Consider the following 15,749-nt stretch of genomic DNA (forward strand, 5'->3'; position numbering starts at 1 on the left):
ACGTTGTTATCGACACAAATAAACCAACAAAAATAAAGAGAGCGCCATGGACAATCGACTCACGCCACGTAATGCTTTTGCACTGACATGCTTGTGCGCGAGCCTGTGCCAGACCGCCCTGGCCCAACCTGTAGCAGAACTGCCTAGCCAGGCGCAGGCCGCAGACGCCACTTACATCACCTGGCGTGAGCACCTGATTGACGATCCGGCGGATGTTGATTTTGTCCTTAGTGGCGGCGATGGCCTGGTCATGGCTGACATTGATGGTGACGGTTACAACGATTTCATCTCCGTTCACGAATCCGATTCCAGTTACGACTCGGCCAGTTTTACGCCGGGTTTTGAGGCGCCACCAGAGGGCTATGTTCGCATAGCGTTCGGTGCCGCCGATGCTCAGCAATGGCAAAACATTACTGTCGCCGAAGGCCTCGATGCCGCCGCCCCGGAGGACGTCGCGGTAGCGGACATCAATGGCGATGGACATCCCGATCTGGTGGTGGCTGCTGAACTTTCACATATCCTCTATCTGCAGAATCCAGGTGGCTCTGATAGCCGCAGCACAGTCTGGCCACGCTTGAAACTTCCCATGACCGAAGGGCGTGGCAGCTATATCCGCGTATTTGCGGCTGACCTGGATGATGATGGCCAGCCCGAGCTGATCGCACCCAACAAGGGCGCCCAGATTCCCGGACCGGATGATTTTGCAGTCTCACATCCGGTGTCCGTATTTAAAGTGATGGGTGACCCGTTACAGGGAGAGAACTGGCAGGAGATCGAACTGGGTCGCTACAGTATCCCGCAAAACTCGGAGCCGGTTGATCTGGATGGTGACGGCGACCTGGACATTGTCATAGGCACCCGTGGCGAGGACCGACTGGCCTGGTTCGAAAACCCCGGCGATGGCTCGCTTGATTTTACCGAGCACGCCATTGGCATCAATGGCGCGCGCATGGCGGGGTTCAATCTGGCCTACGCCGACCTGAATCAGGACGGCCGACTGGATATCATTGGTGCAGGTGTTGGCAGCGTCGGCAACGGCCTTGTCTGGATCGCCCAGCCGGCGCGTAAAGGTGATGCCTGGAACGCACATTTTATAGGTTCGATCGCACCGGATACATTGATCAGCGTGACCGCCGCTGATATCAACAACAACGGGTCGACCGACTTTCTGGTTGGCAGTTACAGCCGCGGTGCCCGCGAGTCGGATGATGCCAACACCACTGTCAATGACCCGCTTGGCCGACTGGCCTGGTTTGAGAGCCCGGAAAACGTGAACGATCGATGGATCCATCACGACATCTCACGCAGAAAACGTGGCATGTTTGACAAGTTCATTCCAGTCGATATGGACAATGACGGTGATGTCGATTTTGTCGGCACGCGCGGTAACAGTTATCCCTATGACGGTGTCTTCTGGCTGGAGCAACAACGCGCTGCGTCGCCTGCGCAACGCTTTGTTCAGGCGCGCGAGCAGGACAGTGATGAAGTGGGATTGCCGGACTGATTACACTTGATAACAAATCAGCATAAAATCCCATACAAATTCGGGTAGCCAGAGTGGATACACTGTGCCCGTGATCCATTATGCCTTCGCAAGTGAGCCATCTTGACACGATTTTTGTTCTTGTTTGCCCCATCGGTACTTTGCTGCACGCTTGGCCGCTGTGCCACATTCGTATGGCACAGCGGCGTTTTTTGCGCGCTGAGTCTGGCTCTGGCGCTGCCAGCTGCCGCACAGACTGCGGTCGATGGCGCAGGTATCGATACCGACAGCCCGTGGACGCTTGGCGTTGCCGCAGGTTACGGGCGACGTGACAATCCTTTCGTTGGCTCTGACGATATCAAACTGAATGCCATTGTAGACCTGGCCTGGTATGGAGAGCGCTGGTTCTTCGATAATGGCGATATCGGCTTTACGCTGAACCAGACAGAACAATTCTCCGCAAATCTGCTGACCACCTTCGACAACGAGCGCAATTACTACAGTTACCTCAGCAATGGCAGCTCGGGCCTGGATCTGTCCAGCCTCAGAGAGCTGGCAATTGATAAGGGCTTCGGGATGATGGGCATCGCCGGTGGCGAGGGTGAAGACATTGAAGCACTGGATACTGAAGAACTGGAAGAGCTTATCTTCAAAGATCAGGACACTGCACTGCCCGAGCGAGACTTTGCCGTAAACTCAGGGATTGAGCTTCTGTATATCAGCCGATGGGGTGACCTGCAGGCACAACTGCTGACGGATGTCAGCGGCACTCACCACGGGGAGTCAGCCTGGCTCGCCTACTCCTACCCATGGATAACACGTAACAGCGAATTCAGCCTGACACTGGGCATGGAATGGAAAAGCCGTGACCTGGTGGACTACTACTATGGTGTGACACGCGATGAAGCGATAGATGGCCGCCCAGCCTATACAGGTCGCGCAGAAATAAACTCAGTCATTCGTTTTTCCGCCAGCCGCGCCTTGAGCAAACGCTGGCGACTGGTTGGCGTTGTTGAGCAGGAATATCTCGGCAAGCACATAAGGAGCAGTCCCATTATCGAGCGAGGTCGCGTGAGCACGGCGTTCATCGGCATCTATTACAAATTCCTGTAATCCTGCTTCAGCATGATGAGCATATTCGCATGTCGCAGGGTGAGTGCAGACACGGTCAGCAAAACTGTGGACTTTGTCTCGTCTGCAAAAACACTCAGCGTATTGTGGACCTGGCTTTTGTTACCAGTATCCATCCCGGCCGTGGCAGCAGAGGCGGGTGTGACACTGGAGGCACATCCACAGTTATGCGTGATTGCACCAGGGGAAGAGCTGTGTGTTGCACAGATGCATCTACAGTGGACAACTGCAAGAGAGCGAGATGTCTGTATTGGTTTTGCCCACCAGCCAGATTTTCTGCAATGCTGGGTGGGGCAGCAACGTGGCGACCATCGTGTTGACCTGGCATACGATGAAAACATCACGGTGCGCCTGCATGATGCGCAAAGCGGGCAGATTCTGGCAGAGCTGGATATCCCGGTTATCAAACGCGACCTGCGCGACACTCGTCGCCGACGTCGTCATGCCTGGAGTATTTTCTGATGAAACCTGACAGCCTTGAAACTCAGGCAGCTGCCTCTGAACATTCCTCTGCGGTCCGCCTGCTATTAATCGAAGATGATCTGCGACTGGCCAGTCTGGTTCGCGACTATCTGGCGCAGGAAAACTTTGCAGTCACTGTGTATCACCGGGGTGATGCGGCTCTGTCAGCTTTTGACGCCAGCCAGGTTGATATTGTGATTCTTGATTTGATGTTACCCGGCATGAATGGTTTGCAGATCTGTACCGAGTTGCGAAAAACCTACAGCGGACCAATTCTGATTCTTACCGCCAAAAGCAGCGACATCGACCATGTGATGGGACTTGAACTTGGCGCCGATGACTTTGTCACTAAACCCATCGAACCACCTGTACTGCTCGCACGCCTGCGCGCCTTGCTGCGACGCGCGTCGAAAACCAATCAACCAGCATCGCAGAACGTTCTGGTGTTCGGCACATTGCAGATTGACCTTCAATCTCACCGGGTCGTGCTGGCCGGTGAAGATATCGACCTGACCACTCAGGAGTTCGAATTGCTTTGCTATCTGGCGAAAAATGCCGGAACGGTACTCAGTCGCGATGATATTTACACTCAGATCCGTGGTATAGACTATGACGGCCTGGATCGTACAGTCGATGTTCGCATTTCAAAGTTGCGGAAAAAGCTGAACGATAATGCAGACCAACCGTTCCGGATTCGCACGATCTGGGGAAAGGGTTACCTCTTCGTCGCCTCAGCGTGGGCATAAGCAGGCCATGAAACAACAACTCACATCCTGGTATCTGATCCGCTCCTACAGTGTGATCGCTGCCGGTATCCTGATTATTGCGCTGGCACTGGACAGCCTGATGTTGTGGGTATTGCCTGGGACTGAGCAGAGCAGCTCAGAGCGCTATGCCACAGAGTTCGCGCTGATCGAACTGCTGTTGACGGAATCAGGCAGCGAAGCGGCAGGCCTGGCAGAACGTTTTGCTGAATTGTCGCAACAGATCCAGTCAGCTGCTGGCGTGCCTGTCCGACTGTATGAAGCGAGCGAACTTGCGGGCCAGGCAACGTTTCTTGACGCACTGCGTGACGGTTCAGTTCAGTCATTCCTGGATGGCGACTCGCGCGAGATTCTCTACCGGATGCTGTCAGAGAATGGCCCCATCATTGCGCTGGGACCTTTGCCACAGGTTCCAGCATCAACTGCTTTCATCGAAACGATGGTGATAGTCAGTTACTACCTACTGGTTGCTCTGCTGTTGTTCCTGTGGATCCGCCCCTTCTATCGTGACCTGAGCTCCTTGCGTCAGGCAGCGAGTCAGTTCGGGCGCGATGATTTTCAGACACGCGTGGCTGTATCCAGCAAATCCAGCATTCTGCCAGTGGCAAACTCCTTCAACAAAATGGCGGAGCGCATACAGTATCTGGTGACTGCTCACCGGGATCTGACCAATGCCGTTGCGCATGAACTACGCACGCCGCTGGCGCGCTTCAAATTTGGTCTGGAAATGATCCCGAAGATGCCTGCCGGTGAGCGCCAGGCAGAGCACCTCGACGGTATGAAGGCAGATGTGCAGGAGCTCGAGACGCTGATTGATGAGATGTTGTCTTACGCAAAACTGAGTGAGGACAATCTGCAATTACCGTTACACGAAGTTAACCTGACGGCCTGGCTGCAACAGCAGGTTTTGCCGTATCGGGACGCGCAGCCAAAAGTTGTCCTGATCAAAACACCCGACAGCGACACAGGACCAGTGGCGTTTAATCCCGATCTGTTGTCCAGGGCACTCAACAACGTCATCCGCAACTGTCTCCGGTATGCGGCGAGCGAGATTAGCGTTTCCTGCCAGATCGATTCTCAGACTGCCACGCTGCGCGTTTGCGATGACGGTCCCGGCATCGCCGAGAGTGACCGCGAGCGGATATTTGAACCCTTCGCCCGCCTCGACACCAGTCGCGACCGTCAGTCAGGTGGCTACGGTCTGGGGCTAGCCATTACCATGCGTATCATGCAGCGCCATGGAGGCCAGATTCACGTGGAAAGCAATGATCCACACGGCGCCTGTTTTGTAATGCGCTGGCCGTACAATTGATCACAATTTCAGTACAATCCTTCAACAGCTAATTCTCCCGCCTGCTTGCAAACTACGCTCAATTTCCGGCAATCGTGCCGGAAAGCATCGGAAGCATTTAGCAGGAGAGATCGGGATCATGAAATTCAAAACATTGAAACTGTTTGGCGCACAACTGCTGGTATCCGGCCTGATGGCCAGTATGCTGCACACCGCCAGCGCGCAGAGTGACAGCGTGCTCTACAAGGATGGTGAACTCACAATCAATGACGCAATCGTGGTGGAAGCAGGGGAAACCAAGTATTACTCGGGAGTGCGGCTGGCGCCAACCGCCAATGGTGACTTCCGTATCGTTGCGGCTGCTGAAAAGCAAATGGCTTACATCAATGAGCTGTCGGTGGCAGTTTCATTCACCGATCCGGTAGAAGTCGAGCTGGGCGTAGTCGGCTACATGTCAAACCCCTGTGTGGACATGAATATAGCTGTCAGCCGCAAAGGTAATACGTTCCATGTCGCAGTAGGTGAAACCCCACTGCAGACACTGGTCGCTTGTGCCCAGGTAACAGAGCCCTTTGATATCACCTTCCCGCTGGACGTAAAAGGACTGCCAGCCGGTGATTACCTGGTAGTTGTAAACGGCGATGAAATTGACTTCACGCTGGAGTAAGCAAGGAAGCCTTTAGATCCCGCGCTGGTACCACGCAGTTTAGTGGTGCCGGCGCGGTCTTTTAGAGGTGCAGCCGCAATGCGGGTACAAAATGCCGGATAAATAGCGCCATGGCCACAATTCAGGATACACTCAGTTCATTGACGACGAGTGGTACCCGATGCAGGACACCCTACAACAACGCATTCCAGACGCGCTGGCTCAGATCAATCGCGCCATTCTGGGCAAGGACTCGCAGGCTCGCCTGTCACTGTGCTGTCTGCTGAGCGGTGGGCATCTGCTGCTGGAAGACCTGCCCGGTATGGGAAAAACCACCCTGGCACATGCACTGGCGGGTGTGATGGGGCTCAGCTTCCGACGCATACAGTTTACCAGCGACCTGCTGCCTGCCGACATTCTGGGCGGCTCGGTATTCGACCCGGCGACCGCGACATTTCACTTTCACGAAGGTCCGGTTTTCTGTCAGGTGCTGATGGCTGACGAAATCAACCGTGCCACACCGCGGACTCAGAGTGCATTGCTGGAGGCAATGGAGGAGGGGCAGGTATCACTTGATGGTGAAACCCGTTCCCTGCCAGAACCATTTTTTGTCATTGCCACTCAGAATCCGTCCGAACTGGCGGGGACCTATCCCTTGCCGGAGTCGCAGACAGACCGCTTTTTGATGCGCCTGTCCCTGGGATATCCGTCAGCCACTGCCGAGCGTGAACTTCTGGCGCAGCCCGACCAGCGCCTCAAACCACTCAATATGACACCCTGTCTCAGTGTCACTGATTTGCAGGATTGGCAAAAGCACCTGTCCGAAACCCATCTGAGTGAGTCCGTTCTGGACTACATCCAGCGTCTGATCGACTTCTCCCGACAGAGCAAACGCATTCAGCTCGGACTGTCTCCCCGCGGCGGTCTCGCCATAGTACGTGCCGCCCGCTGTTATGCGCGTATGGCTGGTCGCGACCATGTCACACCGGATGACGTGCAGGCGATATTCCCGGCGGTCGCTGATCACCGGCTGCGAGCAGCTGACCACGTTGTTCCAGTGGGCGATTCTTCTGACAATTCAACGGCCCATCACCGAACAGTGGCGCAATGGATACTGGATTCAGTCGACGTGTTGCAGGGCTGACTCGAGTCATTCGACGCCCAGATGTCCGCTGGCGCGAACGCAAGGCGGAGAAGCGTACACCTGTCGTCGGCAAACTGCAGCTGGGCCAACGTACCATCTACATACTGCCGACCGTTCAGGGAGCCCTGTTTGCCTTGGGCGCGACTACCATCCTGCTGGTGGGTTTTGCCGATCGCAACCCAATAACCGTGGTGCTGGCCACCGCCATGCTCAGTCTTTTTCTGCTGAGCCTGGTGTTGTGTTATCGCAATCTCAGCGGGCTGACTTTACAGGCCTCAGAAGCAACCGAGCCCGGCAATCCCAGCGCACGCTGTTTTGCCGGTGAGCAGGCAAGCTTCATGCTCACCCTGTCGGCCGCCGGTCGCCGCCGTGCGCACAGGGATTTGTTGCTGGGATTCTCGCCTAAAGATGTGCAGCCGCTTGAGGTGGCACCCGGCGCTGTCACATCGGCTACGCTGACGGCGCCCGCCGAAAAACGCGGACTGATGGCTGCACCCCGTTTGCATCTGCGGACACGTTATCCAGCCGGGCTATGGCAGGCATGGAGTCGGCCCGATCTGGCCATGCATTGCCTGGTTTATCCCAGGCCGCAGCAGTGCAGCCTGCCTCTCAGCGCACTGCGTGTTCCGGCCCATACCGAGGGGCAGCAGTCGGGTGCGAGGAAACAGGGCGTTGATGACTTTCTGGGGCTGCGCAGCTATCAGTCTGGTGACAGTCGTCGCCTCATCGCCTGGCGTTCGCTGGCGCGTGGGCAGGGTCTGAAAACCAAACAGTTCTCCCAGGAAGCCGATCCGGAAGTGCATCTGTCCTTCGAGTCCTTTAAAGGTCGTGAGACGGAAGATATTCTCGGCTGCCTGTCGTTTCAGGTGCTGCAACTCAGCCAACAGCAAAAACGCATTGGCATGACACTGCCGGCGACGCAGGTGGGCGACGAAAAGTCGAATGCCGACAGCACACACCGGATAACGCGGCCGCGGCATATCAAGGCCGACCAGGGCGAAGCCCACAAACACTCCCTGCTGCAGGCGCTGGCACTATGGACATGAATACACAGGCAGCCGGAGCCCAGCCCAATCAGGCCGACCTGGTCATACCCGCGACCCTGATGGCTGCCATCATGCTGATTCTGCCGCCATTGCAGGCACAACCCTGGTGGCTGGTGCTGCCCTGTCTGATCTGCCTGATCCTGCGCTGGCCACTGTTTGCGTTTGCATTGCTGTTTGGCGCCATGACCTATGCCGACAGCTGGCTGGTTGCAGCGTACTACCTGGGATTGAGCCTGCTGCTGTTGATGCGTATGCATAGCAACAAACAGGCCTCCAGTCTGCTGCTGTTTGGCAGCGCCGTGCGCCAGGTGCTGCTGGCTGTGCCCATTTTTGCGGTCCTGTTAGTGTTGCTGATCGCCGCCGGGGCGCGCTGGTCAGACCGCAGCAATGTGAATAGTGCTGCCACTGGCGTTGGTGAAACCATGACACCCGGCGCTGTCAGCGAGCTGGTGAATGATCGCGACCTCGCCATGCGCGTACGCTTTACCGAAAGCGCGGCCAGTGCCCAGCTCGAAGCGAGCGACCTGTACTGGCGTGGCCTGGTGCTGGAAGACTTCGACGGCCGGACCTGGTCACGACGCATTCCGATGCAGCTGACACTCGACCCGATTCCGGGCGACGTGCCCTTACAGGATCGTCTGCAGTACCTGGTCGCGCTGGAGCCATCATGGCGGTTCTGGTTATACGGCCTGCATCAGGCCTACACCATGTTGCCCCAGACCTATCGTGACGAGCGCGGAATACTGGTCACCGACATCATGGTGCGCCAGCGTCTGCGCTATCCCGTTACCTCCATACCGCCGCCCCCCGAGCTGCAGCTCGACAGACGTACCCGCGAACGTAATCTGGCCTTGCCGGACGACAGTAATCCGCGAACCCGTCAATGGATTAACGAGTTTCGCAGTCAGTATATAGACGATCGGTCATTTACTGGTGCTTTATTGCAGCGGTTCAATGAGCAGGAATACTTCTACACACTGACCCCGCCAATCACCAGCGAGCACAGCGTCGATGATTTCATGTTCGATACTCGCCAGGGCTACTGCGAACACTACGCCGGCGCGATGACCTTCATGCTGCGGGCCGCTGGCATACCCGCGCGTGTTGTCACTGGTTATCAGGGTGGCCAGTACAACCCGATCACCGGCCACTGGTCTGTCTACGAATACAATGCGCACGCCTGGGTAGAAGCCTGGTACCCAGACATTGGCTGGCAACGACTCGATCCCACCGCCGCGATCGCGCCAGAGCGCATAGAGCTGGGTATGGACGCCTGGCTGTCATCCCTTGGCAGCGAGGCACGTTCAGAACTTGATACAGAAACACGCATCAGACTGACACTTGCCGAGATTCCCGGCTTCCAGTCGGTGCGCTCGGCTTTGGACGCCCTGGCGTTTGGCTGGTCACTGAGCATCTACGACAACGAAGGCAATCTGCGCACCGAAGACGCCAGCGACTGGCTGGAGCAACAGGGTCTGGGCAACCTGCCACTGTGGCTGCTCGCCCTGCTGCTGGTGGCCGTTGGCATCCGCGCCATGTGGGGCAGTAATCTGCGCCGCCAGCGCCAGTCCCCGGCAGTCAGAAGCTATCTGCGGTTAAATGCCAGGCTGCAGAAAAAGGGATTCGGTCGGAAACCCGGTGAGACCATAAAAGCGCATCTTGAACGGGTCGGTAAGAACCAGCCAGAAAATCTCGACCAATGGCGGAATCTGGGTATTATGTTATCGGATGCTGAGTATGGGCATCAGGATCTGGCAGCGGCAAAGTACCAGATGGCTGAGCTTTTGCAGACGTTGAGACGCACTAGCCAGTTGGCTAATTGACTTGGGTCTGGGGCGGGTTAGTTTGCATGGATTGTTGTGGATAGTGTGTGTGCGCGGTAAATTGGGAAGTCGTGCTGGAACTCTATACAAGTGTTATGCATAAAAACGAACAGAGTAGCTGATGGCTAATAATTGGAACATTCCAGCCTGGCTGGAAAAAGAAGTTCGAGAGAGGGATAAGGAGTGCGTGTATTGCGGCAGTCAATTCGTATCGCCCAAGGTGTCGGTTAGGTCTTCGGCTAGCTGGGAGCACATAATCAATGACGCTAAAATAATCACCAGAGAAAATATTGCGTTATGTTGTCGTGGCTGTAACGCGAGCAAGAGCCAAAAATCCGTTTCGGCGTGGCTGGCTACGAAGTACTGCCAAGAGCGTGGAATTACAGCCCAATCTGTAGCTCCAATAATTAAGCAGGCAATTTCAAATGGTCAGTAATTTTACGCATAACAAAGCGCAGCAGTTCGCGCCTTCGGCGCCGGACGCCCTTTTCGCTGCGCTACAAGGTCGCCGCTGTGCGCGGCGTTAAGCGGTAAGGTTTATTAATCGAGATAAGAATATGATCAAAGAAGAGCTGAAAGAGATATTTCTGCAGGCTCATGCGGGACCTTTCCTTTTTGTTGGTTCCGGATTTTCTAGACGCTATCTGGGGCTGGAAGACTGGGGCGGGTTACTTTCTAAATTCTGCGATGGTCTAAGGCCGTTTGAATACTACCTTTCAAAGGCAAATGGGCAGGTGCCTATGGTAGCCACGCTAATGAGCGCAGATTTTAATGAATACTGGTGGTCAAGCGAGGCATATGAGGCAAGCAGAACTAAGAATAAAGGAAAGATCAAAGATCAAACATCTGCGCTCAGAGTGGAAATATGTGAATACTTAAAATCTGCATCAGTAGGGAAATATAAAGATTCTGAATACTCAGAAGAGTTGAATCTAATAAGTCAGCTCAATGTGGATGGCATAATAACAACAAATTGGGATCGATTGTTGGAGGAGTTATTTCCGGACTATAAAGTATATATTGGACAGCAAGAGCTACTTTTCTCTAACCCGCAGTCAATAGGTGAGATATACAAGATACATGGCTGCAGCAGCAGGTCCAAGAGTTTGGTTCTGACTGATGAGGATTATATCGATTTCAATGATAGAAATGCTTATCTAGCTGCAAAATTAATAACAATATTTGTTGAGCACCCGATCATATTCATTGGGTACTCAGTTTCAGATCAAAATATAGCATCTCTACTTTTATCAATTGCGAAGTGCATTGGAGAGCGTGCAGCTGAGCAGCTGAAGAATAATCTAATCTTCGTGCAAAGGCTGAAGGAGGGAGAGAAAGAAGGACTTTCTGAAACATTTTTAACTATAGATGGTGTGAGGATTCCCATTATCGTAGTGAAATCGGAAACTTTTTCTTCTGTTTATGAAGCTATTCATGAAACTAAAAGAAAAATACCCGCGAGAGTGTTGAGGTATTGCAAAGAACAATTGTATGAGATTGTCAAAACACAGAGCCCCGAAGAAAAAATATGTGTAGTAGATATTGATCAGGTCGAAAATAAGGATGATATTGAATTTGTCGTTGGTGTTGGTGTTGTAAAAGAGCGTGCAGAGCAGGACCAGGAAGAGGTTGGGCAGTATGGCTATCAAGGCATTAAATCTATAGACCTATTTACCGACTTGCTGAGAAATAATGGCGGCTTTGACGCAAAAAGAATCATTGAGTACACAATACCTAGTATAGGGAAGGGGTCGTCTTATATTCCGGTATACAAATATCTAAGTGAAGCCGGGATAGCTTCTCAAGCTGATTACGAGCGGTCTGGGTATGATCTTTCCAAATGGCTCAATAGAAAGGACGATGCGTTTCATACTAAAACACATGCAAGGTCCTTTGTGAAAAATCACAAAGAGAGCACAGCACAGGAAATTGTGGACAGCTGCACACCCGAGAACGCAGCAATATTCTTAAGCTTCTTAAAGCCTGATAAATTTGATGCCAGTGTCGTCCGCCAATTCTTGGATGAACATATTGATAAGTTTGATTATAAGGTTTGCTCTGGGTCTAGCTACTTTAGAAAATTGTCATGCTACTACGACCAAACCGTTTATGGCTGGTAGGTTTCGCTTAACAAGTTGCTGTACTCGGACCCACTACGCGCCGCAAGCTTGTGGTTTGCTGCGCAAACTTACCACAAGCTTGCTCTGCTCCGTCGGGCCGGTAAGCGGCGTTATGAAACCTGAGTGAAAGTGATGCTGAGAATCCGCCTGATTTTATTCTGGTATCGGCTAACCCTGCCATTTCGGCATTGGCGGGCGGCCCGATTGAAAACTGTCGAGCCTAATGTCAGGGGCGGTGAAAGATTTGAATTAACGCAAGAAAGAGCAACTCATGGTTTAACCTCATGGCGAGCATCTTTCACTGGTGATTTTGAGTGCAGAATTCCTAAGGGAACATTGGTAGAGGTTCTTTATGACTCAGTTCCGCATGCGGATGGATTTACTTGCAAACCTGTTGAGTACGCGAGATTTGAAGCGGATCATGTGCCAGAGTCAGAGCGAACAGACTCCAGATATGGCGGTTACTATTTTGTTTTTAAGAAAAGCGATATAGGCACCTTATTAAAGCAGGTTTATAACAAGCACCTTCAAAGTGACGCGCACGCGCGCACTTGAGATGAGCGTTATGTGGCTAAGATCAGCACTACAGCATTGGAAGTTTATCGAATATAAGCAAAATATAAAAAAGACCAAAACTCCAAGAAGCACGTCAAGAATTCTATATTCGGCAAGAAAAAAATTGTCAGTAGCGACACAAAGTATCACGCACTCAAGGTGTGTCTGGAGGCACAATGATTTTTAGCAGATTAAGAAGTTACCTGAGAGAACGGAAATACGGCGTTCTTTTCTTAGAATTTATTATATTAGTTGTTGGTGTTTTTCTTAGTTTGCAGGCCAATCAATGGCAAAACAACCGGCAGAACAGAGCGATAGAGCAACAATATTTAGTTAGGCTTGAAAAAGACTTTGAGAGAAGCAGTGCTGCACTCAGCGAGAGTATTGCAAGAATAGAATTGTCCATAGAAAAATTGGAGCTCAGCCTGGCCATACTCAGCAAGGAGGCGCGTGAGGAAGGGGACTATCAGAAGCTTTTTGATGCAATGCAGAGCTCCAGCATTATGGGAAGTTTTGAGGTGTATTTGGCAACGTTCGAAGAGTTAAAAGACACAGGATATATGCGTCTTTTAGAATCTACTGAATTAAGGGAGAGCCTGGGGAATGTATGGCAGAAACACGTTACTATATTGAGAGTTAGTGAGATCAGGGATATGCTACGAGGTAATGCGCTTCCTATCATGGCTAAGTATGTAAAACCGCTAAGCGGTAATAAGCTCACATTTGATGCAGAATTGTTGGAGAAAGATCCCCGCGAAATTTATGTTGCTATGAGCATAATTCGCTCCAATCTCCGCTATGATCTAAATGATTCTGAGCAGTTGCTAGCTCTAATTGATCAAACACTGGACCTTGTTCACACGCAGATAGAATGAAAGTTAATTTCTTATAGCAAGCCACAATGGTTTTATATCCACATTTGGAAAGGCACTAAAATTATTGGGCAACTACAGTTTAGAAGCATATATAGCGCACAGAATACTGGATATATAAATTTGGACTATTTGGCTCCAGCGTATAGAGGCAGAGCTTACGGAAAACGCATTCATTCGTATATTGTAAAGTGTCTAAAGAATACGCAGTGTTCTACTGCAGTTATTTCCATCAGCAGAACTAATAAGCACGCTGTAATTTGTATAAAAAGCATGGTTGGGCATATTTAAAGTCTAACCCGAAGCATGAACTAACAGATTTTTATCAACTAAAATAAACACATTACAAGGCCAGGCAGCAGGGACTGCGCAAACTTAGTTTGCTTGCCCCTGGTGGCGGCGTTATGTACCCACAGCATGACGCAAAGAAAGAGGCATAAGGAGCATGGGTGATGATTGAGCTGAGGGGTTACGCAGCTAGCGATGCCGAGCGATTAACTGAGCTGGCAAATAGCGCCAATGTGTCGCAGTTCCTGGTCTACACTTTCCCCTACCCCTATACGCTTGAAGATGCAGTTTGGTGGATCACTATTGGATCGCAAGAAAACGGAGCGATAACCAAAGCTGTCGAATACCACGGCGAATTAATCGGAAGCGTAGGGATCACTCCGCAAACTGGTTGGAAAAGTCACACGGCAGAAATTGGATACTGGCTAGGTGAGCAGTTCTGGGGGCGCGGAATAGCAACGCAAGTGCTAGAGCGTATGACAAATGAAGTCTTTGCGGACGGACGGTGGGATAAGCTATTTGCTCCAGTCCTTTCTCCTAACCAAGCGTCTGTACGCGTGCTTGAGAAGAACGGATATCAGTTGGAAGGCATTCTCAAAAACGAAGTAATAAAAAACGGGCAACTTTTTGATGTGCATCATTATGCCAAACACCGCACATAACAATAGCAAACAGTTCGCGCGCCTTGCGCCCGGGCGCTTACTTCGTTCGCGCCGCTGTTGAGGGGTGTAATAAGACCAGTCAGTCACCGATTAATATTCAGGAATTAGTAGGGGATACATGAGCAAAGGAGGAGGATCGATCTTGGGAAATATTTGGAAAGGATTAGTCGGGGACGTCTTTATATTCGGCACGGCATTGTTATTAATGAGTGCTTTCGCCTTCACTTCCATTTCCAATGCATATCTCATAGTTCTATCAGTGGTGGCAGTCATCGTAGTAGCATTTGTGGTTCACAGAAGATCTGGAAATAAAGCGCGAGAGACGATCGCAGCATGCGGTGGTTCAGTCATGGAGGGAGAGTGGAGCAACCCTGTTTTCAAGATCTGCAATGTTAAAGATCCAGAAGGTAATCATATTCAGATTCGTGAGTTCAAGTCATAACAAACGCGCGTAATATGCCGCAAGAACGCGGCCGTACGTCCTATGCTGCGCTCTGTGCGTCGTTGGTGCTGGCTATAGGTGTACTGGAGGAGGGTCATCATGAGACTCAGACCGAAAATTAAAGATAAACCAACAGGTGATGGAATCAGCTCGCAAATTATCAGCCAGTGGGTGGCCATGGGTTTGTGTTTTGGAGTCACTGTTGGTGCTCTGACTGACAATGTTGGTTTAGGTATATCGCTGGGAATGTGTTTTGGGGCTGCTATCGGCTCTGTGATTTCCGAATATAGGAAGCGGGAAAAATCGGAAGGAAGTTAAGCTAAAAAGTATTTCCGCAGCAGTCTTATTGTTACAGGCGTTATGAGTAGCTGGGTATGGAAGATATTCTAAACAAAATGACAGGTTGTACGCTCGCATTGAGAGATGATTTAGAGCGCACATTGTAATAGCCGAAAACCGGATCCATGGCTGGTCAATGCTATCCGGCGACAACGGGCAAAGGGTTGCCAGAAAATGGCTGGCGTTTATTGAGGCGGCAGGAGTCGAACTTTGATAAACATGACAAGCAAATCAACATTGTTCACTGCGTCCTCCAGTCAGTAGAAACTAAAGGCAGCGCCATGTTTAAAAAATTCTGGTTATTCGGTCCGCTCACCGGCTTTACATTTGCCTCCATTGCGGCACTTATATTTACGATGTGGGACTGGCTGGAAAATCCTGGCGGGATATTTCGTGACGCGAACGGTACAAACTGGAATTTCGTCTACGACACTGCAGTAAGCTGGTTTGTGCCGACATTTATTACCGTGGCGATAATCGCCTCAGCCGGCCACATCCTGTTCTCCGCTTTGCTCCTGGCCTATAGAAAGCGCCTTTCAGCTAAACATGATAGATTCAACACATAGCATTGGGTGCGGCTATCGCAACCACAAAGGCCAAAAAATAAGATGTTGGTTCTGATGAGTGAGCTGCAGCCCGTGGTGTCTCTCCAATTGATCCTAACAGCCTGAAAAAGGAAGT

Annotated in this window: 17 protein-coding genes; all 17 read left to right on the forward strand. The window is 51.8% G+C overall.

Annotated features, from left to right (window positions below; all coding sequences use genetic code 11):
• Positions 1–46: 46 nt before the first annotated feature.
• The 17 genes from LVD14_RS03855 (at position 47) to LVD14_RS03935 (ending at position 15,634) form a co-directional block, all read left to right on the forward strand.
• The gene (locus LVD14_RS03855) at positions 47–1,504 is read left to right on the forward strand and encodes an FG-GAP repeat domain-containing protein (RefSeq protein WP_237132710.1); all 1,458 of its coding nucleotides are present in this window, start codon (positions 47–49) and stop codon (positions 1,502–1,504) included.
• 102 nt (positions 1,505–1,606) lie between these two features.
• A complete protein-coding gene (locus LVD14_RS03860; RefSeq protein WP_237132711.1) occupies positions 1,607–2,596 on the forward strand; it encodes a MipA/OmpV family protein in 990 nt (329 codons plus the stop codon).
• 39 nt (positions 2,597–2,635) lie between these two features.
• Positions 2,636–3,076, forward strand: coding sequence for a DUF3019 domain-containing protein (locus tag LVD14_RS03865; protein WP_237132712.1), 441 nt, complete (start codon positions 2,636–2,638; stop codon positions 3,074–3,076).
• Positions 3,076–3,822 (forward strand): response regulator transcription factor, encoded by a 747-nt coding sequence (locus LVD14_RS03870; RefSeq protein ID WP_237132713.1) that lies wholly within the window; start codon positions 3,076–3,078, stop codon positions 3,820–3,822. Before LVD14_RS03865 ends, LVD14_RS03870 begins: the two co-directional genes overlap by 1 nt.
• 7 nt (positions 3,823–3,829) lie before the next feature.
• Complete coding sequence (locus tag LVD14_RS03875) at positions 3,830–5,152, forward strand: ATP-binding protein (RefSeq protein ID WP_237132714.1); 1,323 nt, start codon at positions 3,830–3,832, stop codon at positions 5,150–5,152.
• A 118-nt stretch (positions 5,153–5,270) separates the two neighbouring features.
• Positions 5,271–5,798, forward strand: coding sequence for a hypothetical protein (locus LVD14_RS03880; protein WP_237132715.1), 528 nt, complete (start codon positions 5,271–5,273; stop codon positions 5,796–5,798).
• 160 nt (positions 5,799–5,958) lie between these two features.
• Positions 5,959–6,921, forward strand: coding sequence for an AAA family ATPase (locus tag LVD14_RS03885; protein ID WP_237132716.1), 963 nt, complete (start codon positions 5,959–5,961; stop codon positions 6,919–6,921).
• On the forward strand, positions 6,885–7,967 hold the full coding sequence (locus LVD14_RS03890) for a DUF58 domain-containing protein (protein WP_237132717.1): 1,083 nt from the start codon (positions 6,885–6,887) through the stop codon (positions 7,965–7,967). The genes LVD14_RS03885 and LVD14_RS03890 overlap by 37 nt, the downstream gene beginning before the upstream one ends.
• Positions 7,958–9,790: a transglutaminaseTgpA domain-containing protein gene (locus LVD14_RS03895; protein ID WP_237132718.1), complete on the forward strand. Its 1,833-nt coding sequence runs from the start codon at positions 7,958–7,960 to the stop codon at positions 9,788–9,790. The genes LVD14_RS03890 and LVD14_RS03895 overlap by 10 nt, the downstream gene beginning before the upstream one ends.
• A 557-nt stretch (positions 9,791–10,347) precedes the next feature.
• Positions 10,348–11,910: an SIR2 family protein gene (locus LVD14_RS03905; RefSeq protein ID WP_237132720.1), complete on the forward strand. Its 1,563-nt coding sequence runs from the start codon at positions 10,348–10,350 to the stop codon at positions 11,908–11,910.
• 204 nt (positions 11,911–12,114) lie between these two features.
• A complete protein-coding gene (locus LVD14_RS03910; protein WP_237132721.1) occupies positions 12,115–12,465 on the forward strand; it encodes a hypothetical protein in 351 nt (116 codons plus the stop codon).
• Positions 12,466–12,641: 176 nt separating this feature from the next.
• A complete protein-coding gene (locus LVD14_RS03915) occupies positions 12,642–13,340 on the forward strand; it encodes a hypothetical protein (RefSeq protein ID WP_237132722.1) in 699 nt (232 codons plus the stop codon).
• 42 nt (positions 13,341–13,382) lie between these two features.
• Positions 13,383–13,628: a GNAT family N-acetyltransferase gene (locus LVD14_RS15625; RefSeq protein ID WP_411268266.1), complete on the forward strand. Its 246-nt coding sequence runs from the start codon at positions 13,383–13,385 to the stop codon at positions 13,626–13,628.
• 161 nt (positions 13,629–13,789) lie between these two features.
• Complete coding sequence (locus LVD14_RS03920; protein ID WP_237132723.1) at positions 13,790–14,287, forward strand: GNAT family N-acetyltransferase; 498 nt, start codon at positions 13,790–13,792, stop codon at positions 14,285–14,287.
• 118 nt (positions 14,288–14,405) lie between these two features.
• Positions 14,406–14,729, forward strand: a complete 324-nt coding sequence (locus LVD14_RS03925; protein WP_237132724.1) for a hypothetical protein — start codon at positions 14,406–14,408, stop codon at positions 14,727–14,729.
• A 99-nt stretch (positions 14,730–14,828) separates the two neighbouring features.
• Entirely contained in the window at positions 14,829–15,047 is a 219-nt protein-coding gene (locus LVD14_RS03930; RefSeq protein WP_237132725.1) for a hypothetical protein, read from the forward strand.
• A gap of 146 nt (positions 15,048–15,193) precedes the next feature.
• Positions 15,194–15,634 (forward strand): hypothetical protein, encoded by a 441-nt coding sequence (locus LVD14_RS03935; protein WP_237132726.1) that lies wholly within the window; start codon positions 15,194–15,196, stop codon positions 15,632–15,634.
• Positions 15,635–15,749: the final 115 nt, after the last annotated feature.

The sequence above is a fragment of the Pseudohongiella sp. O18 genome (assembly GCF_021729085.1).
Lineage (GTDB): Bacteria > Pseudomonadota > Gammaproteobacteria > Pseudomonadales > Pseudohongiellaceae > Pseudohongiella.